Annotated in this window: 19 protein-coding genes; 10 read left to right on the top strand and 9 right to left on the bottom strand. The window is 70.7% G+C overall.

The features are described from left to right. Window positions 1-86: 86 nt before the first annotated feature. From EDC29_RS07755 to EDC29_RS07745, 3 genes are all read right to left on the bottom strand, one after another. Window positions 87-1139: a cytochrome-c peroxidase gene (locus tag EDC29_RS07755; RefSeq protein WP_132229263.1), complete on the bottom strand. Its 1053-nt coding sequence runs from the start codon at window positions 1137-1139 to the stop codon at window positions 87-89. 129 nt (window positions 1140-1268) lie between these two features. Continuing rightward, a complete protein-coding gene (locus EDC29_RS07750) occupies window positions 1269-1754 on the bottom strand; it encodes a GNAT family N-acetyltransferase (RefSeq protein ID WP_132229261.1) in 486 nt (161 codons plus the stop codon). A 41-nt stretch (window positions 1755-1795) separates the two neighbouring features. Continuing rightward, window positions 1796-2755 (bottom strand): DMT family transporter, encoded by a 960-nt coding sequence (locus EDC29_RS07745; RefSeq protein ID WP_132229259.1) that lies wholly within the window; start codon window positions 2753-2755, stop codon window positions 1796-1798. Between the two features lie 144 nt (window positions 2756-2899). On the opposite strand from EDC29_RS07745, the gene EDC29_RS07740 reads away from it, so the two are divergent. Genes EDC29_RS07740 through EDC29_RS07730 form a run of 3 tightly spaced genes read left to right on the top strand, consistent with a single transcriptional unit; the run spans window position 2900 to window position 5623 of the window. Continuing rightward, entirely contained in the window at window positions 2900-4405 is a 1506-nt protein-coding gene (locus EDC29_RS07740) for a DNA-3-methyladenine glycosylase 2 family protein (RefSeq protein WP_132229257.1), read from the top strand. A 45-nt stretch (window positions 4406-4450) separates the two neighbouring features. Beyond that, a complete protein-coding gene (locus tag EDC29_RS07735; protein ID WP_132229255.1) occupies window positions 4451-4933 on the top strand; it encodes a methylated-DNA--[protein]-cysteine S-methyltransferase in 483 nt (160 codons plus the stop codon). A 21-nt stretch (window positions 4934-4954) separates the two neighbouring features. Next, a complete protein-coding gene (locus tag EDC29_RS07730; protein WP_132229253.1) occupies window positions 4955-5623 on the top strand; it encodes a haloacid dehalogenase type II in 669 nt (222 codons plus the stop codon). A gap of 64 nt (window positions 5624-5687) precedes the next feature. Here EDC29_RS07730 and EDC29_RS07725 read toward each other — a convergent pair whose 3' ends face one another. The 3 genes from EDC29_RS07725 to EDC29_RS07715 form a co-directional block, all read right to left on the bottom strand. Further along, complete coding sequence (locus tag EDC29_RS07725) at window positions 5688-6632, bottom strand: L-lactate dehydrogenase (RefSeq protein ID WP_132229250.1); 945 nt, start codon at window positions 6630-6632, stop codon at window positions 5688-5690. Window positions 6633-6652: 20 nt separating this feature from the next. After that, window positions 6653-8050, bottom strand: a complete 1398-nt coding sequence (locus EDC29_RS07720) for an MFS transporter (protein ID WP_132229248.1) — start codon at window positions 8048-8050, stop codon at window positions 6653-6655. 85 nt (window positions 8051-8135) lie between these two features. Beyond that, window positions 8136-8936: a TIGR01458 family HAD-type hydrolase gene (locus EDC29_RS07715; RefSeq protein ID WP_123142648.1), complete on the bottom strand. Its 801-nt coding sequence runs from the start codon at window positions 8934-8936 to the stop codon at window positions 8136-8138. Window positions 8937-9200: 264 nt separating this feature from the next. Between EDC29_RS07715 and wecB the strand changes: the two genes are divergently transcribed. From wecB to EDC29_RS07685, 5 genes are all read left to right on the top strand, one after another. Further along, the gene (wecB, locus tag EDC29_RS07710) at window positions 9201-10301 is read left to right on the top strand and encodes a non-hydrolyzing UDP-N-acetylglucosamine 2-epimerase (RefSeq protein WP_132229246.1); all 1101 of its coding nucleotides are present in this window, start codon (window positions 9201-9203) and stop codon (window positions 10299-10301) included. A 450-nt stretch (window positions 10302-10751) separates the two neighbouring features. Beyond that, window positions 10752-12197, top strand: coding sequence for a Fe-S cluster assembly protein SufB (sufB, locus tag EDC29_RS07705; RefSeq protein ID WP_123141681.1), 1446 nt, complete (start codon window positions 10752-10754; stop codon window positions 12195-12197). A gap of 79 nt (window positions 12198-12276) precedes the next feature. Next, a complete protein-coding gene (gene sufC / locus EDC29_RS07700) occupies window positions 12277-13032 on the top strand; it encodes a Fe-S cluster assembly ATPase SufC (RefSeq protein ID WP_123141680.1) in 756 nt (251 codons plus the stop codon). Further along, window positions 13029-14324: a Fe-S cluster assembly protein SufD gene (sufD, locus tag EDC29_RS07695; protein ID WP_132229244.1), complete on the top strand. Its 1296-nt coding sequence runs from the start codon at window positions 13029-13031 to the stop codon at window positions 14322-14324. The genes sufC and sufD overlap by 4 nt, the downstream gene beginning before the upstream one ends. A 66-nt stretch (window positions 14325-14390) precedes the next feature. Continuing rightward, window positions 14391-14828 (top strand): SUF system Fe-S cluster assembly protein, encoded by a 438-nt coding sequence (locus tag EDC29_RS07685; RefSeq protein WP_123141678.1) that lies wholly within the window; start codon window positions 14391-14393, stop codon window positions 14826-14828. A gap of 19 nt (window positions 14829-14847) precedes the next feature. On the opposite strand, the gene EDC29_RS07680 is transcribed toward EDC29_RS07685, so the two are convergent. Genes EDC29_RS07680 through EDC29_RS07670 form a run of 3 tightly spaced genes read right to left on the bottom strand, consistent with a single transcriptional unit; the run spans window position 14848 to window position 17679 of the window. After that, complete coding sequence (locus EDC29_RS07680) at window positions 14848-16071, bottom strand: alkaline phosphatase family protein (protein WP_132229242.1); 1224 nt, start codon at window positions 16069-16071, stop codon at window positions 14848-14850. A gap of 57 nt (window positions 16072-16128) precedes the next feature. Then, window positions 16129-16941, bottom strand: coding sequence for an undecaprenyl-diphosphate phosphatase (locus EDC29_RS07675; protein ID WP_123141686.1), 813 nt, complete (start codon window positions 16939-16941; stop codon window positions 16129-16131). A gap of 42 nt (window positions 16942-16983) precedes the next feature. Next, window positions 16984-17679: a 4'-phosphopantetheinyl transferase family protein gene (locus EDC29_RS07670; protein ID WP_132229240.1), complete on the bottom strand. Its 696-nt coding sequence runs from the start codon at window positions 17677-17679 to the stop codon at window positions 16984-16986. Window positions 17680-17810: 131 nt separating this feature from the next. Between EDC29_RS07670 and EDC29_RS07665 the strand changes: the two genes are divergently transcribed. Next, a complete protein-coding gene (locus tag EDC29_RS07665; protein WP_132229238.1) occupies window positions 17811-20207 on the top strand; it encodes a Tex family protein in 2397 nt (798 codons plus the stop codon). Window positions 20208-20376: 169 nt separating this feature from the next. Further along, a complete protein-coding gene (locus EDC29_RS07660) occupies window positions 20377-21924 on the top strand; it encodes a mechanosensitive ion channel family protein (protein ID WP_132229236.1) in 1548 nt (515 codons plus the stop codon). Window positions 21925-21943 lie beyond the last annotated feature (19 nt).

Below are 21943 nucleotides of genomic sequence, written 5' to 3'. Positions count from 1 at the left end.
TTGATGCGGGTCAAATCGGCTGCCAGCCGGGCGGGGTGGGTCGGCGCGCGCCCCTCGCGGCGGAGGGGCGCGGCGCTGGGTGGTACTCAGGGCTGGGGCTTGGGCGTGGTCTCGGTCTCGGCCGGCAGGATCGGATAGGTGATCGTGGGGACCTCGCCGGTCAGGGCCTCGAGGAAGGCGGCGATCTTGGTCGCCTCGCCCTCGCCGATCTCGCTGCCGAGCTGCGCCGTGCCCATCACCGCGACGGCCTGTTTCAGGTCCCAGATCGCGCCGGAGTGGAAGTAGGGCGCGGTGAGCGCGATGTTGCGCAGCGGCGCGGCGCGGAAGACGTATTCATCGGTCGCCGAACGGGTGACCTCGAAGCGTCCCTTGTCCGTCGGCGGCAGGATGTCGGCCCCCGGGCGCTTGAGCAGACCGAACGGGAAGTAGCCCTGACCGCCGAGGTTGACGCCGCCGTGACAGGCGGTGCAGCCGCGGTTGATGAAGAGCGCCAGCCCCTCCTTCTGCTCGGCGCTCAGCGCGTCGTCCTCGCCGCGCATGAAGCGGTCGAAGGGGGCGTTGGGCGTCACCAGCGTGGTCTCGAACGCCTCGATCGCCTTGGCGGTGTTGTCGAAGGTGACCGGCTCGGGCGCGTCCGGGAAGGCGGCGGCGAAGTGCTCGACGTACTCGGGCATGCTCTGCAGTGTGGCGACCACCTGTGCGGGTTCGTTGGCCATCTCGACGGCGGCCTGGATCGGTCCCTTGGCCTGGGCCTTGAGGTCGGCGGCGCGTCCGTCCCAGAACTGCGCGACGTTGAAGATGGCGTTGAACACCGTCGGTGCGTTGCGCGGCCCGCGCTGCCAGCCGTGACCGACCGAGGTCGGCAGGTTGTCGTCGCCGCCCATCCCCAGGTTGTGACAGGTGTTGCAGCTGATCAGCCCGCTCGCCGAGAGCCGCGGATCGAAGAACAGCAGCTTGCCCAGCGCGACCTTCTCCGGCGTCACCGGGTTGTCCACCGGATCCTCGATGACCTCGGGGATGGGCTGCAACCTCGCCGTCTGCGCCTTGACGCGCAGCGCCTGATCGTCGGCCGCGACCAGCGTCGGCGCGCTCAGCGACAGGGTGAGTGCAACGGCAAGCATCTTCATCTGGCTCATCATGGCTGGATTCCTGCTCCTGAATTGGCGGGCGATGGACGCGCGTGCCGGTTCAATGGGTATGGAATGCAGGGGCACGCCCCTGAACCTTAGCAGATGCGTCCGGCCTCGCCGCCCGGGCTCGGTCCGGTTTCAGCCGAGCGTCTTGGTCATGGCGACACAGGGGAGTCGCACGCCGCCCGGTAGTCGATGGTGGCCGGGGCCGACGTCGAGATAGCCGCGCGCGGCGTAGAAGCCCCGTGCGTTCAGCGTCGCACGGGTCGTCAGGGTGAGGATGCCGGCCGCCCCGGCGCGCTGCTCCATCGCCTCGAGCAGTGCCGTGCCGACCCCCTTGCCGACGGCCTCGGGGTGGACGTAGAGGGCACTGATCTCCGCCGCCTCGGGATCGAGGATCGCCAGCCCGACCGCTCCGTGTCCGGGCTGCTCGGCGACCAGCACCAGTTTTTCCGCCAGCGCTTGATCATAGACGGACGGGGTGAGCAGGGCGGTCCAGGCGCGCAGCGCCTCGGCCTCGTAGTGCCCGGCGCACAGACCCTGGATGGATGCGATGTGCAGCCTTGCGAGGTCCTCGCGGTCGCTGGCCGCTGCCTGTCTGATGGGTGTCGCGAGCGCCTTCATGGCTGTCGTCCTCGGTGTGGTCCGGCTGATCGGGTGCGTCCCTATCGTATCGCTCGCCCGCCGTCAGGGCGCGACGACGGTCGCAGGCGACGGACGAGCCGCGCGAGCGCGTCGCCGCCGAGCTGGAGAGAGCCGATGGCGCCGATGATCAGTACCAGACCGAGACCCTGGAGCGGCAGCAGACGTTCGTCGAGGATCGCCCAGGCGGCGACCAGGGTGATCACCGGGCCGCTCAGCGCGATCAGGCTGGCGCGCGCCGCGCCGGTGTGGCGGATGCCCTCGAAGAGCAGCAGGAAGGGGAGCACGGTGGCGACCACCACCATCAGCGCCACCCAGCCGAGGCCCTCGGCCGGGATGGTGAAGTCCGCGGGCGCGGCGCCGAACAGCGCATAGCCGCAGAACACCAGGAAGGTGCTGGTGTTGGTGAGCGCGGTGCAGCGCGCCGAGCCGATGCGTCGGGCGGTGTCCTGGACCCACACCAGGAAGCAGGCATAGCTCGCCGCCGAGGCGAACCCACAGGCGATGCCGATCCACCCGGCCGGGCCGAGATCGCCGGCGAGGCCCCGGGGCGCGAACAGCAGCGCCAGTCCGGTGTAGCAGACCACGAACACCGCCAGCTCGCGCCGGGTGGGCCAGCGCCGCGCGCGCCAGGCGACGAGCAGTTGCACCATCAGCGGATAGGTGAACAGCAGCATCCGCGAGGGGCCCGCGCCGAGTCGGTCGATGGCGATGAAGTCGGCCACCGTCGCCAGGGTGAAGAGCAGGCCGATGAGCAAGCCGTCGCGCCAATCGCGCCCGGTGAGCGGCGCGGCGGCGCGGCTGAGCGTGCGCGCGGCGATCCAGTAGAGCGGCATGGCCAGGGCGATGCGCAGCATCAGCATCCCGCCGAGGGTGATCCCGCTGGTCAGCGCGAGCTTGGCGAAGACGCCCTTGAAGGCGAAGCCGGCGTTGGCGAGCAGCACCATGAGGAAGGCGCCGTGGGTGGGGGAGTGGTGCTTCATCGTTGCGGGCTACCGAGGTGGTTGTCGTGTCGCGCCGTCGGGGGCGCTGAGGGCGAGAGCGACTTCCGAAAATCGCTTGTTCGTCGTCGCCGCCCGGTCGGAGAATTCTCGCCGAGCACCCGCACATCCGCGCTCGGAGCGAACATGACCTCGACCATTGCACCCGATGATCTCGCACTCTACCGCAGCGCGCGGTTGCGCCGGGATGCCGATTTCGACGGTCGCTTCTACTTCGGGGTCAGGACCACCGGCGTCTTCTGTCGCCCCTCCTGTCCCGCGCCGCGGGCGCTGGAGGAGAACGTGGCCTATTTCGCGACCCTGTTCGAGGCCGTCGAGCAGGGCTTCCGGCCCTGTCTGCGCTGCCGCCCGGACATGCGTTCGTGGACGCGCCACGCCCACGTCGAGGGCGGACAGCTCGTCGCCATGGCGCTGGACCTGATCCAGCGCGGCTATCTGCACCACCACGGCGTCGACGACCTGGCCGCCGAGCTGCTGCTCTCGGCCCGCCAGCTCCGTGCCCTGTTCGTGCGTTTCCTCGGCGTCCCGCCGGTCAAGGTCGGGGCCTTGCAGAAGGCGGTGCTGGCCAAGGGGCTGCTGCTCGACTCGACCTTTCCGATCACCGACATCGCCTTCGCCTCGGGGTTCGGCTCGGTGCGGCAGTTCAACGAGGTGTTCAGGAAGGTCTTCGGTCAGACACCAGGAGCATTGCGCGAGATGAGACGCCATCAGGGGCTCGAGGACAGCTGTCTGTCCTATGCCCTCGACTACGACCCCGGGTTCGACTTCGGTCGTGTCCTCGATTTCCTCCGCCGCCGCGCCATCCGCGGCGTCGAGGTCGTCACCGCGACACAGTACGCGCGCACCTTCCGCGTCGCCCTGCTCGGACGCGCGGAGATCGCCGAGGGCTATTTCGTGGTCACCGACGACCCGGCGCGCTCGGCGCTGGCGCTGCGCATCCACTCCGCGCACATCGCCTGCGCGATGGAGATCGCCGCGCGGGTCAGGCAGATGTTCGATCTCGAGACCCGTTTCGCCGAGATCCAGGCGCGCTTCGCCGCCGACGACCTGCTGCGCCCGGGACTGGAGGACGGCGCCGTGCCCCGGCTGTCGGTCGCCTTCGATCCGTTCGAGTTCGCGGTGCGGGCGATCCTCGGGCAGCAGGTCTCGGTGCGCTTCGCCGGGGAGCTGGCGGCGCGGTTGGCGGCGTGCGCCGCGCAGCCGACCCCGGCGGACTATCCCGAGGGATTCGACTGGTTCTTCCCCGATCGCGCCCGACTGGCGGGGTTGGATCTCTCCACGATCGGGCTCGCCAGGGCGCGTCAGGCCGCCGTCCACGCGCTCTGTCGGGCGCTGGAGGAAGGGGTGTTCTCGCTCTCGCCCCACCAGCCGGCCGAGTCCTTCAAGCGCGACATCCTGTCGGTCAAGGGCATCGGCGAGTGGACCGCCGACTATGTGGCGATGCGCGGTCTGGGGCTGGTCGACAGCTTCCCGGTCACCGATCTGGGGATCGTCAAGGCACTGACCCGCGAGCGCCCGATGACACGCGCCGAGGCGCTGCGTCACGCCGAGCGCTGGCGGCCCTACCGGGCCTATGCCGCGCTCTGCCTGTGGAACACCAACGCGGTGCGTGCCGCGCCCGCCGAGCCTTGACCCGGCGCCGCGCACGCGCGCGCCCGCTCACCCTGGAGCCGAACCATGGACTACACCCGATTCGACACCCGGCTCTGCGCCGTCGTCCTCGTCGCCGACGCGCGCGGGCTGACACAGCTGCATCTCGACAGCGGCGAGCGCGGCGCGCGCGCGTTCAGCATCGAGCCCGACTGGCATCATCGCCCCGAGCGCTTCGCCGTCGCCCGGGCCGAGGTGAGGGCCTATCTCGACGGTGACAGGACGGCGTTCACGGTGCCCATCCACCCCACCGGCACGGACTTCCAGCGCCGGGTCTGGGCCCGGCTCGGCGAGATCCCCTACGGCACGCTGAACACCTATGGCGAGATCGCCCGTGCGATCGGGCGGACGGGCGCGGCCCGCGCGGTGGGCGCGGCCATCGGCCGCAACCCGATCCCGTTGATCATCCCCTGTCACCGGGTGATCGGCGCCGACGGCGGGCTTGCCGGTTTCGCCCACGGGCTGCGCACCAAGCAGGCGTTGATCGACCTCGAGGCCGGCGCGCGCTGAACCACACCACAGGAGACGACCATGACCCAGACCCTCGCCTTCGACGTCTACGGCACCCTGATCGACACCCACGGGCTGATCCCGGCGCTGACCCCGCTGGTGGGCGAGGCCGCCCCGGCCTTCTCTCGAGACTGGCGTGCCCGCCAGCTCGAATACGCCTTCCGGCGCGGGCTGATGCGGCGATACGACACCTTCGAGCGCTGCACCCGCGACGCCCTGGAGCAGACCTGTCGGGCCTACCGGATCGCCCCCGACGCGGTGCGGCTCGATGCCCTGATCGAGGGCTACCGGCGGCTGCCGGCCTTCGCCGACGTCGCCCCCGGGCTGGCCGCGCTGGCGCGCGCCGGACACCGGCTCTACGCCTTCTCCAACGGCACCGCCGAGGCGGTCGAGACGCTGCTCGATCATGCCGGGATCAGGGACCGGTTCAGCGGTGTGGTCAGTGTCGAGGCGGTGCGCACGTTCAAGCCCGATCCGGCCGTCTACGCCCACTTCCTCGCCACCACCGGGGCGCGGCCCGAGCACGCCTGGCTGGTCTCGAGCAACCCCTTCGACGTCATCGGCGCCCGCGCGACGGGCATGCGCGCGGCCTGGGTCCGGCGCGACCCCGAGCAGCCCTTCGACCCCTGGGGCGACGAGCCTGATCGGGTGGTGGCCGATCTGGGCGAGTTGCCGGAGGTATTCGGGTGAGCCCTGGAACGCCTGCCTCTCGGCCTCGCGACTGGGCGCGCGTTGGCGGAGGACTGGAGCGGCCTCACCCCAGCCCCAGCCCATCAATGAACCCCCGCAGCACCCCCGCCGAATGCGCCAGCGCCGCCCGTTCCTCGTCGTCGAGCGGGAGCGGCAGGGGCGCGCCGGCGCCCTCGATGCCGACCCGCACCGGGATGCTCAGACAGATGTCGTGGAGGCCGTAGGCGCCGTCGAGCCGGGTGGTGACCGGGAGCACGCTGCCCTGGTCCTCCTGGATGGTGCGCACCAGGTGGGCGATGACCAGGCCGATGGCCCAGTTGGTGTAGCCCTTGCGCTCGATGATTGAGCCGGCGGCGCCGCGCACCTTGGCGAGCAGAGCGTCGCGGCAGGAGCGGTCGCAGCGCTTGCCGAGGATGTCGTGACCGCGGATCGGGGTGCCGCCGATGTTGGCCTGGCTCCACACCGCGAACTCGGAATCGCCGTGTTCGCCGAGGATCAGCGCGTGGACCGAGCGGGGGTCGACCTGGAAGTGCTCGGCGAGCAGGGTGCGCAGCCGGGTGGTGTCGAGCATGGTGCCGGTGCCGATGACGCGGTGACGCGGACGGCTGGAGAGCTGCTCCATGGCGTAGGTGAGCAGGTCGACCGGGTTGGAGGCGATCAGCAGCAGCGCCTCCGGGGCGTGGCGGTCGAGCTGCTCGGCGATCTCGCGGAACACCGCGACATTGCGTTGCAGCAGCTCCAGTCGGCTCTCGCCGGGGCGCTGGGCGACCCCGGCGGTGACGATGACGATCTGCGCCCGCGCCAGATCGGCATAGTCGCCGGCGCGCACCCGGCGCCGTCCGACATAGCCCTGGGCGTGCATCAGGTCCATCGCCTCGCCCTCGGCGCGCGCCTGGTCGCGGTCGACCAGGATCAGCTCGTTGGCGATGCGTTGCTGGAACAGCGAGAAGGCGGCGGCCATGCCGACCTGGCCGGTGCCGACGATGCCGATGGTGTGAGGGTGAAGCATGATGGTCTCTCCGGTGTGGGTCAGGCCGGGCGCGCGTCGGGCCAGACCGGGTGATGGGTGTCGATGACGAAGTCGTGGGCGTGGCGCAGCGCCCGGTGGTGGTGCCGGTGGCGGTGCGGCTCCGGCCCCTCCCAGCCCGCGTGCGGGTGGTCGTGGTGGCTGTCGTGGGTATGGAGGTGGTCGTGGTCGAGCGCCCGGTGGTGGTGTTCGAGCACCGCGCGATCGTCGCGCGGCCACAGCCGGGCGGCGAGCACGGTGCAGGCGAGCGCGGCCAGTCCCAGCAGGAGCGCGGTGGCGGGCGTGCCGAGCGCGGCGCCGAGCGCGCCGGCAAGCAGATAGAACACCAGCCAGCAGGCGTGCGAGAGCGAGAAGTGCGCCGAGAAGTAGGCGGCGCGATCACCGGCGGCGGCCGAGCGGTTGATCACCCGACCGGCGGGGGTCTGCACCAGTGAGAGACCTGCGCCGACCAGCACCCAGATGGCGAGCAGCCCGCCGAGGCCGGGGCCGCTGGCGACGAGCAGCAGCCCGGCGCCGAGCAGCGCCGCGCCGCCGAGCATCAACCGCCGCTCACTGATGTGCTCGAGCAGTCGCGGCACCGCCAGCGCGGTGAGCATCGAGCCGGCGCCGGTCGCGCCCAGGGCGATGGCCACCATCGACTCGCTGGCACCGAGGGTGTCGCGCACATAGACCACGGTGTTGACGATCACCATGGCGCTGGCACCGGCCACCGCGAGATAGAGCGCGAGCAGTCCGCGCAGCCGTGGGGTGGCGAGATAGGCGCGCACGCCGAAGAGGATCTCGGCGCCGAGCGTGCCGGTGCGCTCCGGCGCTCTGGCCGCGGGCAGCAGGGTGCGCGCGACCAGCACCGCCGAGACGAGGAAGGCGAGGGCGTTGAGCGCGAACAGCCCGTCGTCGCTGATCAACAGCAGCGCCGCACCGGCGAGCAGCGGGCTGAGCAGCGCCTCGAGATCGTAGGCCAGACGCGAGAGCGCCAGGGCGCGGGTGTACTCGGCCTCGTCGGGGAGCAGGTCGGCGATGGTCGCGGAGAACACCGGCTTGAAGCCCGCGGCGCAGAGGTTGAGCAGGAAGATCAGCGCGAGCACTTGCCACAACGCGTCGACCCAGGGCAGGGCGAGCAGCACCGCGGCGCGGATCAGGTCCATGGTCACCAGGAAGGGGCGGCGCGGCAGGCGGTGCGCCAGCCCCCCGAACACCGGGGCGAAGAAGACATAGGCGACCATCTTCAACGCCAGCGCGGCGCCGAGGATGACCGCGGCCTGGGCGCCGCCGAGGGCGAAGGCGAGCAGGCTGAGCGCCACCGTGCTCATCCCGGTGCCGACCAGGGCGATCACCTGGGCGGTGAACAGCCGACGGAAGCGCGGGTTGGCCAGGACCTGTGGCGATGGAGCCGGTTTCATGGGGTCTGACTCGATGATCTGACGATGGGGCCGGAGCCCGCTGTTACCCCGACCATCGCACAAAATCGTCCCCGGGCAAACCGCTTCAGTCGCCGCCGCTCCACCAGCGCGGCAGCTCGGCGATGGAGTCGAGCACCGCCTCGGGGCGGATGTCGCTCGTCGCCAGCTCGTCGGCGCGGAACTTGCCGGTGCGCACCAGCAGGCCGCGCATCCCGGCGGCCTGGGCGCCGCCGACGTCGCCGCGCAGGTCGTCGCCGATCATCCAGGTGGTCGCGGGGCTGGCGCCGAGCGCCGCGAGGGCGCGTTCGAAGAAGGCCGCGGCGGGCTTGCCGAAGACCTGGGGCTCGCGCCCGCTGGCATGCGCCAGCGCCATCACGAAGGGCGCGGTGTCGAGGCGCAGCCCGTCCTCGGCGCGCCAGTAGCGGGTCATGCCGAGGGCGAGCAGGGGCGGGGCGTCGGGCTGCATGAGGAAGCGGAAGGCGCGGTTGAGGGTGGCGAAGTCCCACCCGGCGCCGAGATCGCCGACGACCACGGCGCCGGCGCGGTCGTGCTCGGGGTCGCGGGCGAGGGCGAGCCCGTCGAGGTCGGCCAGGGTGGCGTCGGGGACGAAGGCCGCGACCGGGCCGTCGACCTGCTCGCGCAGCCAGTCGGCGGCGGCCACCAGCGGGGTGAGGATGTGCGTCTCCTCGACCGTGATGCCGTGACCGGCGAGGCGCGCGACAAGCTGCGCGCGCGGGCGCGAGCTGGCGTTGGTGACGAAGCGGTGGGCCACCGCGTTGGCGCGCAGCCAGTCGAGGGTCTCGGCGGCGCCGGCGATGGCCTGCTCGCCCTGGTAGAGCACGCCGTCCATGTCGATCAGCAGGGCGGTGGATGGGTCTGGGCGCATGGCTCGCTCCTGTCACGGTCGGGGGCCGGGTGTGGATGACGATTCGGTTATCCACAGTTGCTGTGGTTCCATCTGTGGATAACCTGTGCGCGACGCGCTTAAGTGTCCGCCGATGTTGAAGTCTTTTTGGAGTGGACAAGCTTTGCCCGGTAGCGCGTGGCGAGAGGCGCGGGCGGCGGCGGGTGACGGGCCGCGAGCGGCGCGTTAGGCTCTGCGCGCGCGGCCCGTACTGTCGCGCCTCATCGCCAACGAGGGACCGGATCCATGCCCCTGATCGACATCATCGCCGGTGCACGCCCGAACTTCATGAAGATCGCGCCCATCATCCGCGCCCTGGAGCAGCGGCGCGCGGACGGCGGCGGGCTCGAGTATCGTCTGGTGCACACCGGACAGCATTACGACCGGCGGATGTCGGGCGACTTCTTCGAACAACTCGGGATCCCCGCGCCGGATATCAATCTCGAGGTCGGCTCCGGTACCCAGGCCGAGCAGACCGCGGCGATCATGACCCGCTACGAGCGGTTGCTGCTCGAGCACCCCGCCGCGCTCTGTCTGGTGGTGGGGGACGTGACCTCGACCATGGCCTGCGCCATCGCCGCGCAGAAGCTCGGGGTGCGGGTGGCGCACGTCGAGGGCGGCATCCGCTCCGGCGACTGGGGGATGCCCGAGGAGATCAACCGCATGGTGACCGATGCGATCACCAACTGGTTCTTCACCACCAGCGCGCACGCCAACGCCAATCTGCGCGCCGCCGGGGTGGGCGAGGAGCGGATCTTCTTCGTCGGCAACACCATGATCGACACCCTGCTGGCCAATCTCGACCGGCTGCGTCCGCCGCCGTGTTGGGACGACCTGGGGCTGAGGCCGGGCGAGTATTTCGTGCTCACCCTGCACCGCCCGGCCAATGTCGACGCCGACGGCGCCTTCGCGCGCCTGCTCCGCGCGGTGGCCGAGCACACCCGCGGGCAGCCGGTGGTCTTCCCGGTGCATCCGCGCACCGCGCGCACCCTGGAGCGGCTCGACGCGGTGCCCGAGACCCTGCACCTGATCGAGCCCCAGCCCTATCTGGAGTTCAACCATCTGGTGCGTCACGCCCGCGCGGTGATCACCGACTCCGGCGGCATCACCGAGGAGACCACGGTGCTCGGGGTGCCCTGCCTGACCCTGCGCGACACCACCGAGCGCCCGGAGACGGTGGAGATCGGCACCAACCTGCTCGTCGGCACCGATCCCGAGCGTCTCGGCCCGGCGCTGGCGCGACTGTTCGATGGTCGCTGGCCGCGCGGCGAGATTCCCGAGCGCTGGGACGGGCGCGCCGGCGAGCGCATCGTCGCCCACCTGGAGCGGCTGCTCGGCACCGACTGACCCTCGTCGCCGGCGCTGGCCCGTCGCTTGCTTCGGAGAACAGCGCGAACGCACCGTGCGCGCTGCGGTGCGCTCGGGGGAGGCGTCCTTGCCCACGGATCGGGCGGAGCCTGGTCGATGCCGGTGCATGGCGGACGAGACAGGCCGGTGCGCGTCGCTGTATGGTTGGGTCCCCGACCCGGTTCGAGCGCCCCCGCCGGGGAAGCCGCTGCCACGTGAACGCCTCGCATTTGCAAGTTCGATGTGAAAGCAGCCGTCGAGTTGGAATATAATCGCCGTTTATCTGCAATATCCGGTGGACATCACCGCACGCGGGCCGATGTCCGGCACCGTCCAGCCCCCCGAGGTCGACGAGACGAACTGCCGCGTTGCGCGGGGTGTTGATTCGTGCCCTTGGCGGCGTATATTAATAACTGAGCAAATTACTGAGAATAAGCGGAGCCTGGAGCGATGACCTCAACCCCAGCCGTCGAAGACATCGTCGGATCCGAGTACGAGCACGGTTTCACCACCGAGATCGAGTCCGATACCCTGCCGCCGGGGCTGGACGAGGACGTGGTGCGCGCGATCTCGGCACGCAAGGGCGAGCCCGAGTTCATGACCGAGTGGCGGCTCAAGGCCTATCGCCACTGGCTGACCATGACGCCGCCGAACTGGGCCGATGTCGATCATCCGCCGATCGACTTCCAGGCGATCTCCTACTACTCCGCGCCCAAGCGCCCCGAGGACGGCCCCAAGAGCCTCGACGAGGTCGATCCCGCGCTGCTCGAGACCTACGAGAAGCTCGGCATCCCCATCGAGGAGCAGAAGGCGCTCGCCGGGGTGGCGGTCGATGCGGTGTTCGACAGCGTTTCGGTGGCCACCACCTTCCGCGAGACCCTGGCCGAGGCCGGAGTGATCTTCTGCTCGATCTCCGAGGCGGTGCACGCCTACCCCGAGCTGGTCAAGCAGTACCTCGGCTCGGTGGTGCCGCACACCGACAACTACTTCGCCTGTCTCAACGCGGCGGTGTTCAGCGACGGCACCTTCGTCTACATCCCCGAGGGGGTGCGCTGCCCGATGGAGCTGAGCACCTACTTCCGCATCAACGCCCGCAACACCGGGCAGTTCGAGCGCACCCTGATCGTCGCCGAGGCGGGCAGCTACGTCAGCTATCTGGAGGGCTGTACCGCACCGCAGCGCGACGAGAACCAGCTCCACGCCGCCGTCGTCGAGCTGATCGCGCTCGATGACGCCGAGATCAAGTACTCGACGGTGCAGAACTGGTATCCGGGCGACGCCCAGGGACGCGGCGGTATCTACAACTTCGTCACCAAGCGCGGCGACTGCCGCGGCGCGCGCTCGAAGATCTCCTGGACCCAGGTCGAGACCGGTTCGGCGATCACCTGGAAGTATCCGAGCTGCCTGCTGCGCGGCGAGGACGCGGTCGGCGAGTTCTACTCGGTGGCGGTGACCAAGGGTCGCCAGCAGGCCGACACCGGCACCAAGATGATCCACATCGGTCCCAACACCCGCTCGACCATCGTCTCCAAGGGCATCTCGGCGGGCGAGGGGCGCCAGACCTATCGCGGGCTGGTGCGGATCGGTCAGCGCGCGGCCAACGCGCGCAACCACACCCAGTGCGACTCGCTGCTGATCGGCGATCGTTGCACCGCCAACACCGTGCCCTACATCGAGGTCAAACACCCCTCGGCGAACATGGAGCACGAGGCGACCACCTCCAAGATCAGCGACGACCAGCTCTTCTACTGCCGCGCCCGCGGGCTCAGCGAGGAGGATGCGGTGTCGATGATCGTCAACGGGTTCTGCAAGGAAGTCTTCAACGAGCTCCCGATGGAGTTCGCGGTCGAGGCGCAGAAGCTGCTCAGCATCAGCCTGGAAGGTGCGGTCGGCTAGCGCCGCGCGGGCTCGGCGAAACAACACGCAAGATTCGGACAGGGAACCCGCGCGGGTTCCGGACGATTGGGAGAGGACGATGCTATCTGTCACTGGCCTGCGGGCCAACGTCGGCGACAAAGAGATCCTGCGCGGGCTGGACCTGCGCATCGGCCCCGGCGAGGTGCACGCCATCATGGGCCCCAACGGCTCGGGCAAGAGCACGCTCGCGCATGTGCTCTCGGGCCGCGAGGGCTATGCCGTCACCGGCGGCACGGCGAGCTTCGAGGGGCGCGACCTGCTCGCGCTCGAGCCCGAGGAGCGCGCCCAGCTCGGGCTGTTTCTCGCCTTCCAGTACCCGGTCGAGCTGCCGGGGGTGAACAACACCTACTTCCTCAAGTCCGCGCTCAACAGCATCCGCAAGGCGCGCGGCGAGGACGAGCTCGATGCGGTCTCCTTCATGCGCCTGATCAAGGAGAAGCTGAAGGTGCTGCACCTCGACGACTCGCTGCTCAAGCGCGCGGTCAACGCCGGCTTCTCCGGCGGCGAGAAGAAGCGCAACGAGATCTTCCAGATGGCGCTGCTCGAGCCCAAGCTGGCGATCCTCGACGAGACCGACTCCGGACTCGACATCGACGCCCTGCGGGTGGTCTCGGAGGGCGTCAACGCGCTGCGCAGCCCCGAGCGATCGATGATCGTGGTCACCCACTACCAGCGTCTGCTCGACTACATCGAGCCCGATTTCGTCCACGTCCTCTACAAGGGCCGGATCATCCGCTCCGGCGGCAAGGAGCTGGCGCTCGAACTCGAGCAGCACGGCTACGGCTGGATCACCGACGAGGGCGCGGCGGCATGAGTGGCGAGCTGGCGACCTGGCTCGGGGCCGCCACCCCGAACGGCAGCCCGGCGTGGCTCGAGGCCTGGCGCACGAGTGCGCGCGAGCGGGCGACGGCGCTCGGTGTCCCGGGGAGCAAGCAGGAGGCCTGGCGCTACACCAACCCGCGCCGACTGTTCGAGCAGGCGTTCGACGAGGGCGCGGCGGTGCTCGCCGCCGAGGCGCTGGCGCCGCTGCTGGTCGAGGGCCTCGAGGCCGATCGGGTGGTGCTGGTCAATGGCCGGTATGCCCCCGAGCACGGCCGTCTCGGCGCGCTCCCCGAGGGCGTGCGGATCGACTCGCTGGCGCGCTTGCTCGCCGAGGATCCGGAGGCGGTGCGCCCCCATCTCGGTGCGCTCGCCGACGATCCCGCCGCGCTCTTCCCGGCACTCAACGCCGCCGGCGGCGCCGACGGGCTGGTGGTGCTGCTTGCGCCCGGCGCGCGGCTCGAGCGCCCGCTCGAACTGCTCCACGTCACCACCGGCGAGCGCCCGACGCTGGCCCAGCCGCGCCACCTGATCGTGCTCGGCGAGGGCGCCGAGGCACGGCTCGTCGAGCGCTATGTCGGGGCCGAGCCGAGCATCGCGCACGCCACCAACGCCGTGCTCGAGATCGACCTCGCGGCCGAGGCGCGGCTCGATCATGAGCGCATCCAGCACGACTCGGCCGAGTCGTTCCATCTCAGCACGCTCTATCTGCACCAGCAGGCGCGCAGCCGCTATCAGGGGCTCAACATCGGTCTCGGCGGGCGCTGGGCGCGCACCGACATCAACACCCGTTTCGCCGGGCCGGGGGCCGAGTGCGTGCTCCACGGGCTCTATCTCTCGGGCGACGGTCAGCTCATCGACTATCACCTCGATGTCGACCACGCGGTGCCCGACTGCACCAGCGTCGAGCTGTTCAAGGGCATCCTCTACGGTCAGGGACGCGCGGTGTTCGACGGTCGGGTGTTCGTCGCCCAGGACGCCCAGCGCACCGACGCGGCGATGTCCAACCGCAATCTGATGCTCTCCGAGCGCGCCGAGATCGACACCAAGCCGCAGCTCGAGATCAACGCCGACGACGTCAAGTGCAGCCACGGCACCACGGTCGGTCAGATCGACCCGCAGATGCTGTTCTATCTGCGCGCCCGCGGCATCCCCGAGGCCAGCGCCCGGCGCATGCTCTGTCTCGGTTTCGCCGAGGAGATCATCGGGCGGCTCGGCGACGAGGCGCTGCGCGCCGAGATCGCGGCCCTGGTCGGCGACCGGCTCGAGGCCGCGCCCCTGGACTGAGCGGTGTCGGCGCCCGCGCGGGCGCCGGCCCGTCGGCATCATCTGCAGTCGAAGAGGTTCGCATCCATGAACAGACTGGCCCGCCTCGCCGGATTCGGCAAACGCGAGCAGGACCACGAGGACGAGGTGGCGGCGCTCGCCGCCGACGCCGGGCGTGACGCCACCGAGGTCGAGGACGCACCGCCGGCGGTCGTCGACGCCGAGGCCCTGCGCGAGTCGATCGTCACCGCCCTGCGCGGCGTCCACGACCCGGAGATCCCGGTCAACATCTATGACCTCGGCCTGATCTACACCATCGACATCGCCGCCGACGGCGCGGTGGCCGTGGAGATGACCCTCACCGCCCCCGGTTGTCCGGTCGCCGGGATGATGCCCTTGATGGTCAAACAGGCGGTGGCGCGGGTCGAGGGCGTCGGCGAGGTCGATGTCGCGCTGGTGTGGGATCCGCCCTGGACCCAGGAGCGGATGAGCGACGAGGCCCGGCTCCAGCTCGGGCTGATGTGATCCCGCCCGCGCCCGGCGCTCAGTCCGGGCGCAGCAGCGCCAGCGGCACCTCCAGCTCGGCGCGACTCAGCCCGCCGTGCACCCCGACCACCGGGTGGGGGCGCTCGTTCGGCAGGCGATCGACGACGATCGCGTTGTCGCGCGCGAGCAGACAGTAGTCGCCGATCCGCTCGGCCAGTCGCGGGTTGCGCTCGCCGCTGCCGAACATCCCCAGCTCGATCAGCCGGTTGCTCGGCACCACCTCCACCCGCTCGGCCAGATGCGCCTCGCAGTAGTCGAGGAACTGACGCTCGCGCCCCGGGCGCAGATAGCAGAAGGCCGCGCGCGGCTCGCCGCACAGCGGCAGCGCCAGACACTCGGCCAGCTCCGGGTGGTCGTCGAGATCGACCCGGGTCTCGGGGGTGCTGTCGACCTGGCCGTGGTCGGCGCACACCAGCACCTGGGTGTCGGTCCCCGTGATCTGTTCGAGAAAGCGCGCGAGCGCGGCCTCGATCTGCGCCAGATGACCGACCGCCGCCGCGCTCTCGATACCCTGCTGGTGACCGATGGTGTCGAGCCTCGGCCAGTAGAGATAGAGATAGCGCGGGGCGGTGTCGTGACGGCGCCGACCGGGACGCCAGGGGGCGGCGCGGATCACCCGCGCGGCCTGGCCGAACATGTCGTCGAGCCCCTGGAAGCCGAGCCGTTCGGCCTGCCCGCTGTGGGCGCGGTTGAAGTCGGAGTCGATGATGAACTGCGGCGCGATCACGCTCGAACGGGTGGCGATGCGGTCGAACACCGGGCGGGTGCCGAACAGCCGCGCCGGGTCGATCCCGGCGCGCGCGTAGGAGACACCGCCGTAGCGCGGGGTGCCGGGCAGCACCGCCATCACGCAGCCGAGTTCGCGCAGATAGGTGTGCCAGCCGGTCAGCCCGTGACGCAGCGGCGCGTCGCCGGTGAGATAGGTGGTGATGGCCGCGGCGGTGGTCGCCGGGAACACCGTGCTCAGGGTAGCGATGCGATGACGCGCGAGCAGCCCCTCGGGGGCGTGGCGCCGCAGCCAGTCGGCGCCCAGCCCGTCGATCACCAGCAGCACCAGGTTGCGGGTGTCGGCCAGTCGCGCCGGGGGCAGGGCGGTGAGCGTCGGCGTCTCCGGCTGGCCGCCGCGCGCGGCGATCAGCGTGCTCATCAGGTTGACGATGCCGCCGCCGGCGTAGTCGGGACGGTGATTCTCGAGCAGCGAGCGGGGCTCGGGTCGGGTCATGCCTTCTCCTCGGGGCGGTTGGCGCGTGGTCACCGGATGGCGGCCCGCTCCCCGACGCTACCACACCAGCAACAGGATGAGCCCGCCGAGCGCCACGCGGTAGAGCACGAAGGGCAGCATGCTGACGCGCTCGATGAAGCGCAGGAACAGATGGATGGTGAGATAGGCAAAGAGCATCGACCACACCGCGCCGAGCGCCAACCCCATCCAGTCGACCGCAGCGCCCTGTCCGGCCAGCTCGATACCCTCGACCGTGCCCGCCATGAGGATGGTGGGGATCGCCAGCAGGAAGGAGAAGCGCGAGGCGGCGCGCCGGGTCAGCCCGAGCAGCAGCCCGGCGGTGATGGTGATGCCCGAGCGCGAGGTGCCGGGGATGATCGCCAGCGCCTGCATCACCCCCACCACCAGCGCCCCGCGCCAGCCCAGGCTGTACTCGTCGCGCCGCCGCGCGCCGCGCCAGTCGCTCCACCACAGCAGCAGGCCGAAGCCGATGCTGGTGGCGGCGATCACCGTGGCGATCAGCGTCGGGTCGTCGCGGAGGAACTCCAGCACCAGCTTGAGCGGCAGCCCGAGCACCACCACCGGCACGGTGGCGAGCACGATCATCCAGCCGAGCCGGGCGTCGGGATCATCGAACCGACGGTGACGCAGCGAGCCGAGCACGGCGACCGTCATGCGCGCGATCTCGCGGCGGAAGTAGAGGGTCACGGCGCCGAGGGTGCCGAGGTGCAGAGCGACGTCGAAGGCCAGCTCCTGCAGCTCGAAGCCGAACAGCAGCGGGGTGAGGATCAGGTGCCCGGAGCTGGAGATGGGGAGAAATTCGGTGATGCCCTGGACCAGGGCGAGGAGGATGATCTCTAGGGTGTCCACCAAGGGTAACTCCTGGATACGGGGGCGGCAGTATACTGCCGATCAGTCATCGACGAGCGCCAGCGCGCGCCAGCGCGCGCGCGGCGGCAAGGTCGGGCTGGCCAGCGCGGCGATGTAGCCGGGGGCGGGGCGGCAGTGGGCGATGCGCGGCAGTGGGCTTGCCGCCGCGCGCGGGCGCATCAGCCCGCGCCCGTCGCACTTGGCATCGGCCTCGAGCGCGGTCCAGGCGCGACAGAAGGGCACCAGCCGCGCCTCCTCGGGGTGGGCGAGCACCGCCGCGCAGGTGGCGGGGTCGAACATCCGCCGCGCCACCGCCGCGAGCCGCGCGCGCGGGCGGATCCACTCGCAGTCGACGCCGAGCTCGGCCCGTGGCCCGCTGCCGCGGCGCACCCCGAGCAGCGCCAGCTCGCCGCTGGTGGTGAGATTGAAGGCGAGCGCCGCCTGCCTCGCGTCGAGATAGGGCTTGCCGTTGGCGCCCTTGACCAGTTGCGGCGGCTCGCCCAGATAGCGCCCGAGCACCCGTCTCAGCCCGGCCTGGGCGCGAACGGCGCGGGCGTGCTGGGCCGGGTCGCGGATGCGCGCGAGCCGCGCCAGCTGCGCCGTCTCGAGCACGGCGCGCGCCGTCTCGAGCGCCTGGCCGTGGTGCTCGCCGGTATCGATCCGCCACAGATGGATCTCGTCGTCGCCGAGTGCGGGCGCGGTGCTCGCCGGTTGCCAGTGGAGGTCTTCGTCGGTCATCGTTCGGGTCCTGTCGCGCGGCGCCGGGAGATCGCCGCCGCTGTGCTCGGGTATGATGCCACGGGCGCGACGCCGGCGTGGTCGTGACGCCGCGCCCGGTTTTCCCTTTTCGCAACGATGAACGAGAGTCAATGATCAGCATCACCGAGACCATCAGCCAGGAACTCGCGGTCCGACCGGAGCAGGTGGAGGCGGCCGTGCGGCTGCTCGACGAGGGCGCCACCGTGCCCTTCATCGCGCGCTATCGCAAGGAGGTCACCGGCGGTCTCGATGACGTCCAGCTGCGTCATCTGCAGGAGCGGCTGGTCTATCTGCGCGAGCTCGACGAGCGCCGCGTCACCGTGCTCAAGAGCATCGAGGAGCAGGGCAAGCTCACCGCCGAGCTGCACGCCGAGATCGTCGCGGCCGAGACCAAGCAGCGGCTCGAGGACCTCTATCTGCCGCACAAGCCGAAGCGTCGCACCAAGGCGCAGATCGCCCGCGAGGCCGGGCTCGAGCCGCTGGCCGAGGCGCTGCTCGCCGATCCCACCCAGGTGCCCGAGCAGTGCGCCGCGGCCTATGTCGAGGCCGAGCGCGGGGTGGCCGATGCCGAGGCCGCACTCGAGGGCGCGCGCCAGATCCTCATGGAGCGCTTCGCCGAGGACGCCGAACTCGCCGGCGAGCTGCGCGACCGGTTGTGGGAGCAGGGCATCCTGGTCTCGCGGGTGCTCGAGGGCAAGGAGCAGGAGGGCAACAAGTTCGCCGACTACTTCGACTATCGCGAGGCGATCGCCAAGATCCCCTCGCACCGCGCCCTGGCGCTGTTTCGCGGTCGCAACCAGGGGGTGCTCGCGCTGGAGCTGCTGTCGGGTCCCGGCGAGGACCCCGACGCCCCCTGCCGCGCGCGCATCGCCGCGCGCTTCGGCATCGCCCAGCAGGGCCGCGCCGCCGACGACTGGCTGGTCGAGACGGTGCGCAAGTGCTGGCGCGTCAAGCTCCTCACCCGGCTCGACCTGGAGCTCAAGGGGCGGCTGCTGGAGGCCGCCGAGGGCGAGGCGATCCGCGTCTTCGGTCTCAACCTCAAGGCGCTGCTGTTGGCCGCGCCGGCCGGGCGGCTGCCGACCCTCGGGCTCGACCCGGGGCTGCGCACCGGGGTCAAGGTGGCGGTGGTCGACGCCACCGGGCGGGTGGTCGACACCGACACCATCTATCCGCACGCGCCGCGCAAGCAGTGGGACGACGCCATCGCCCGGCTCGCCGAGCTGGCGCGACAGAACGCGGTCAAGCTGGTGAGCATCGGCAACGGTACCGCCTCGCGCGAGACCGACCGGCTGGTGCGCGAGCTGATCGAGCGTCACCCCGAGCTGGGGCTGCGCTCGCTGGTGGTCAGCGAGGCCGGCGCCTCGGTCTACTCGGCCTCGGAGTTCGCCTCCAAGGAGCTGCCGCTCCTCGACGTCTCGCTGCGCGGCGCGGTGTCGATCGCGCGGCGGCTGCAGGACCCGCTCGCCGAGCTGGTCAAGATCGAGCCCAAGGCGATCGGCGTCGGCCAGTACCAGCACGATGTCAACCAGGGGCAGCTCGCGCGCACCCTGGACGCGGTGGTGGAGGACTGCGTCAACGCCGTCGGCGTCGATCTCAACACCGCCTCGGTGCCGCTGCTCGCCCAGGTCTCGGGGCTCAACCGCGGGCTGGCCGAGAACATCGTCCAGTTCCGCGAGGACCACGGCGCCTTCGCCAATCGCAAGGCGCTGATGGCGGTGTCGCGCTTCGGCGACAAGACCTTCCAGCAGAGCGCCGGCTTCCTCCGGGTGCCCGACGGCGACGAGCCGCTCGATGCCTCGGCGGTGCATCCCGAGGCCTATCCGGTGGTGCGGCGCATCGTCGCGCACACCGGCAAGGAGATCGGCGCGCTGATCGGCGATACCGCGACGCTGCGCGCGCTCGACCCGGCCGCGTTCACCGACGAACGTTTCGGTCTGCCGACGGTGCGCGACATCCTCGCCGAGCTGGAGAAGCCCGGTCGCGACCCCCGCCCGGAGTTCAAGACCGCGCAGTTCAAGGACGGCGTCGAGACCCTGGCCGATCTCAAGCCGGGGATGGTGCTCGAGGGCACGGTGACCAATGTCACCAACTTCGGCGCCTTCGTCGACATCGGCGTGCACCAGGACGGTCTGGTGCACATCTCGGCGCTCGCCGATCGCTTCGTCAAGGACCCGCATGCGGTGGTCAAGTCGGGCGATCTGGTCAAGGTCAAGGTGCTCGAGGTCGATCTCGAGCGCAAGCGCATCGCCCTCACCCGGCGCCTCGGCGACGAGGATGGCACCAAGGGCGGGGCGAGCGGGCGCGGCAAGGCGCCGGCGCGTGCCGCGGGCGAGGCGGCCAGGTCGGGCCAGCGCCCGGCCCGGCCCAAGGCCAAGTCGGACAAGCCGCGTCAGGGCGGAGAGCGCCGCCAGGGGGGCGGCGAGCGGCGTCAGCGCGGCGCCGGGCAGGGCGCTGCCGCGCTCGGCGGCGCCATGGCCGAGGCCTTCGCCAAGGCGCGCAAGGGCTGAACGGCCCAGGCGAGCGCCCGCTCCGGGGCGCTCGCGACGGCGCCGCCCTCGGGCGGCGGCGCCGTGCGCATGCACGATCCCGCCGGTCGGATGCGCCGTCGGTTGCCGGGCTCGCCCGGCGGCGGGCGGACCGACCCGAGCCCACGCAAGATCCAGGCTGACCCACGACATGACCGCACTGTTCGACTCCCTGGCGCAGGACAACTGGCACCTCTTCCTCGGCGTGCTGCTCGCCTTCCTGGTGATCCGCTTCGTCACCTGGCGGGTCGACAACCGCCCGGTGGCCAGCCGCTTCCCCGCGCTGGTGGCGCTGCTCGACCTGCTGGTGCTGCCGGGGATGGTGATCGTCGCCGGTACCCTGCTGAGGCTCGGCGCGGCGGTGCTCGAGGTGCCCGACGTCGATGCCGGCATCCGCTCGCTGACCCTGCTGGTAGCACATCTGGCCGCCGGCTGGGCGGTGGCGCGGCTGATCGAGGTGGTGCTGCTGGTGCGCGCCGACGACGATCTCTCCGAGCGCGTCCCCAAGCTGGTGGTCGGTCTGATCTATGTGGCGATGATGCTCTTCGGGCTGGCGATCTATCTGTGGCAGCGCGGCTATTCCTTCACCGGCATCTGGGTCTCGACCGGCGTTGCCGCGGCGGTGCTCGGTCTGGCGCTGCAGAAGACCCTGGGCGACCTGTTCTCGGGCATCGCCCTCGGCGTCGAGCGGCCCTTCCGGCTCGGCGACTGGGTCGAGCTCAACAACGGCATCGTCGGTCAGGTGATCGATCTCAACTGGCGCTCGACCCGGCTGCGCGGCTGGGACAACTCCACCCACATCATCCCCAACTCGCAGATGGCCGGGCAGCCGATCAAGAACCTGCACGACGACCAGCACCTCTACGCCCCCTGGTACTTCGTCAAGCTGCCCGCCGAGATCGATCCGCGCTTCGCCACCGCGCTGATGCTCGAGGCGGCGATGCGCTGCGAGAGCGTGCTCAAGTTCCCCTATCCGGTGGTGCGCCTGAGCGAGGCCACCACGGTGCCCTACGTCTACATGGTCTGGGTGCATCTGAAGAACTATCCGGCGATGTTCCGCGCCCGCGAGGAGCTGTTTCGCGAGATCCATCGCAGCCTCCAGGACGCGGGCATCGAGATGGCCCCGGAGGTGCGCGAGATGCGCACCCGTCGCGCCCATGTCAGTCACGCCGAGCCGCCGAGCATCCTGCTCGCGCTCAAGGGGCTGGATGTGAGTGGCCTGCTCACCGCCGACGAACTCGAGGAGGTCGCCGCGCGCGGGGTCTACTGTCACTACGACAGCGGTCACGTGATCCTCGCCGACGGCGCCCAGAGCGATGCCTTCTACGTCGTCGCCGGTGGTCTGGTGGAGGCGGTGGTCACCCTCCCGGACCGCAGCCGCAAGGTCACCGAGACGCTGGGGCCGGGCAAGCACTTCGGCATCACCTCGATGTTGACCAACGATCCCTCCTTCCTCGAATTCACCGCCAAGAGCGATGTCAGTCTGATCCGTGTCGATCTCGACTGCGTGCGTCGTATCGTCGCCGCGCGCCCGGAGCTGGCCGAGCGCCTCGCCGGGGTGGTCAAGGCGCGTCTCGACACCGCCGAGGCGGCGCGTACCGCCAGTCGCCAGCCGGTGCGTCGGTTGAGCCTGCGCGATATCAGCCGCCGGATCGAAACCGTGATGGTCCGCCCCAATCGCTTCTACCGGGGGCGCTGAGCCCCGTCACCCAAGAGAG

This window comes from Marichromatium gracile, assembly GCF_004343155.1.
Lineage (GTDB): Bacteria > Pseudomonadota > Gammaproteobacteria > Chromatiales > Chromatiaceae > Marichromatium > Marichromatium gracile.
The sequence above is the reverse complement of the archived record's forward strand: the minus strand, read 5'-3'. Positions and strand labels throughout refer to the sequence as shown.

Bases quoted from the DNA above. Each gene is read 5' to 3' on its own strand.
- EDC29_RS07740 (WP_132229257.1), top strand. From the start codon at position 2,900: ATGACCTCGACCATTGCACCCGATGATCTCGCACTCTACCGCAGCGCG.
- EDC29_RS07665 (WP_132229238.1), top strand. From the start codon at position 17,811: ATGATCAGCATCACCGAGACCATCAGCCAGGAACTCGCGGTCCGACCG.
- EDC29_RS07735 (WP_132229255.1), top strand. From the start codon at position 4,451: ATGGACTACACCCGATTCGACACCCGGCTCTGCGCCGTCGTCCTCGTC.
- EDC29_RS07685 (WP_123141678.1), top strand. From the start codon at position 14,391: ATGAACAGACTGGCCCGCCTCGCCGGATTCGGCAAACGCGAGCAGGAC.
- sufC (WP_123141680.1), top strand. From the start codon at position 12,277: ATGCTATCTGTCACTGGCCTGCGGGCCAACGTCGGCGACAAAGAGATC.
- EDC29_RS07715 (WP_123142648.1), bottom strand. From the start codon at position 8,936: ATGCGCCCAGACCCATCCACCGCCCTGCTGATCGACATGGACGGCGTG.
- EDC29_RS07720 (WP_132229248.1), bottom strand. From the start codon at position 8,050: ATGAAACCGGCTCCATCGCCACAGGTCCTGGCCAACCCGCGCTTCCGT.
- sufD (WP_132229244.1), top strand. From the start codon at position 13,029: ATGAGTGGCGAGCTGGCGACCTGGCTCGGGGCCGCCACCCCGAACGGC.
- EDC29_RS07755 (WP_132229263.1), bottom strand. From the start codon at position 1,139: ATGATGAGCCAGATGAAGATGCTTGCCGTTGCACTCACCCTGTCGCTG.
- sufB (WP_123141681.1), top strand. From the start codon at position 10,752: ATGACCTCAACCCCAGCCGTCGAAGACATCGTCGGATCCGAGTACGAG.
- wecB (WP_132229246.1), top strand. From the start codon at position 9,201: ATGCCCCTGATCGACATCATCGCCGGTGCACGCCCGAACTTCATGAAG.
- EDC29_RS07750 (WP_132229261.1), bottom strand. From the start codon at position 1,754: ATGAAGGCGCTCGCGACACCCATCAGACAGGCAGCGGCCAGCGACCGC.
- EDC29_RS07745 (WP_132229259.1), bottom strand. From the start codon at position 2,755: ATGAAGCACCACTCCCCCACCCACGGCGCCTTCCTCATGGTGCTGCTC.
- EDC29_RS07660 (WP_132229236.1), top strand. From the start codon at position 20,377: ATGACCGCACTGTTCGACTCCCTGGCGCAGGACAACTGGCACCTCTTC.
- EDC29_RS07670 (WP_132229240.1), bottom strand. From the start codon at position 17,679: ATGACCGACGAAGACCTCCACTGGCAACCGGCGAGCACCGCGCCCGCA.
- EDC29_RS07730 (WP_132229253.1), top strand. From the start codon at position 4,955: ATGACCCAGACCCTCGCCTTCGACGTCTACGGCACCCTGATCGACACC.
- EDC29_RS07725 (WP_132229250.1), bottom strand. From the start codon at position 6,632: ATGCTTCACCCTCACACCATCGGCATCGTCGGCACCGGCCAGGTCGGC.
- EDC29_RS07680 (WP_132229242.1), bottom strand. From the start codon at position 16,071: ATGACCCGACCCGAGCCCCGCTCGCTGCTCGAGAATCACCGTCCCGAC.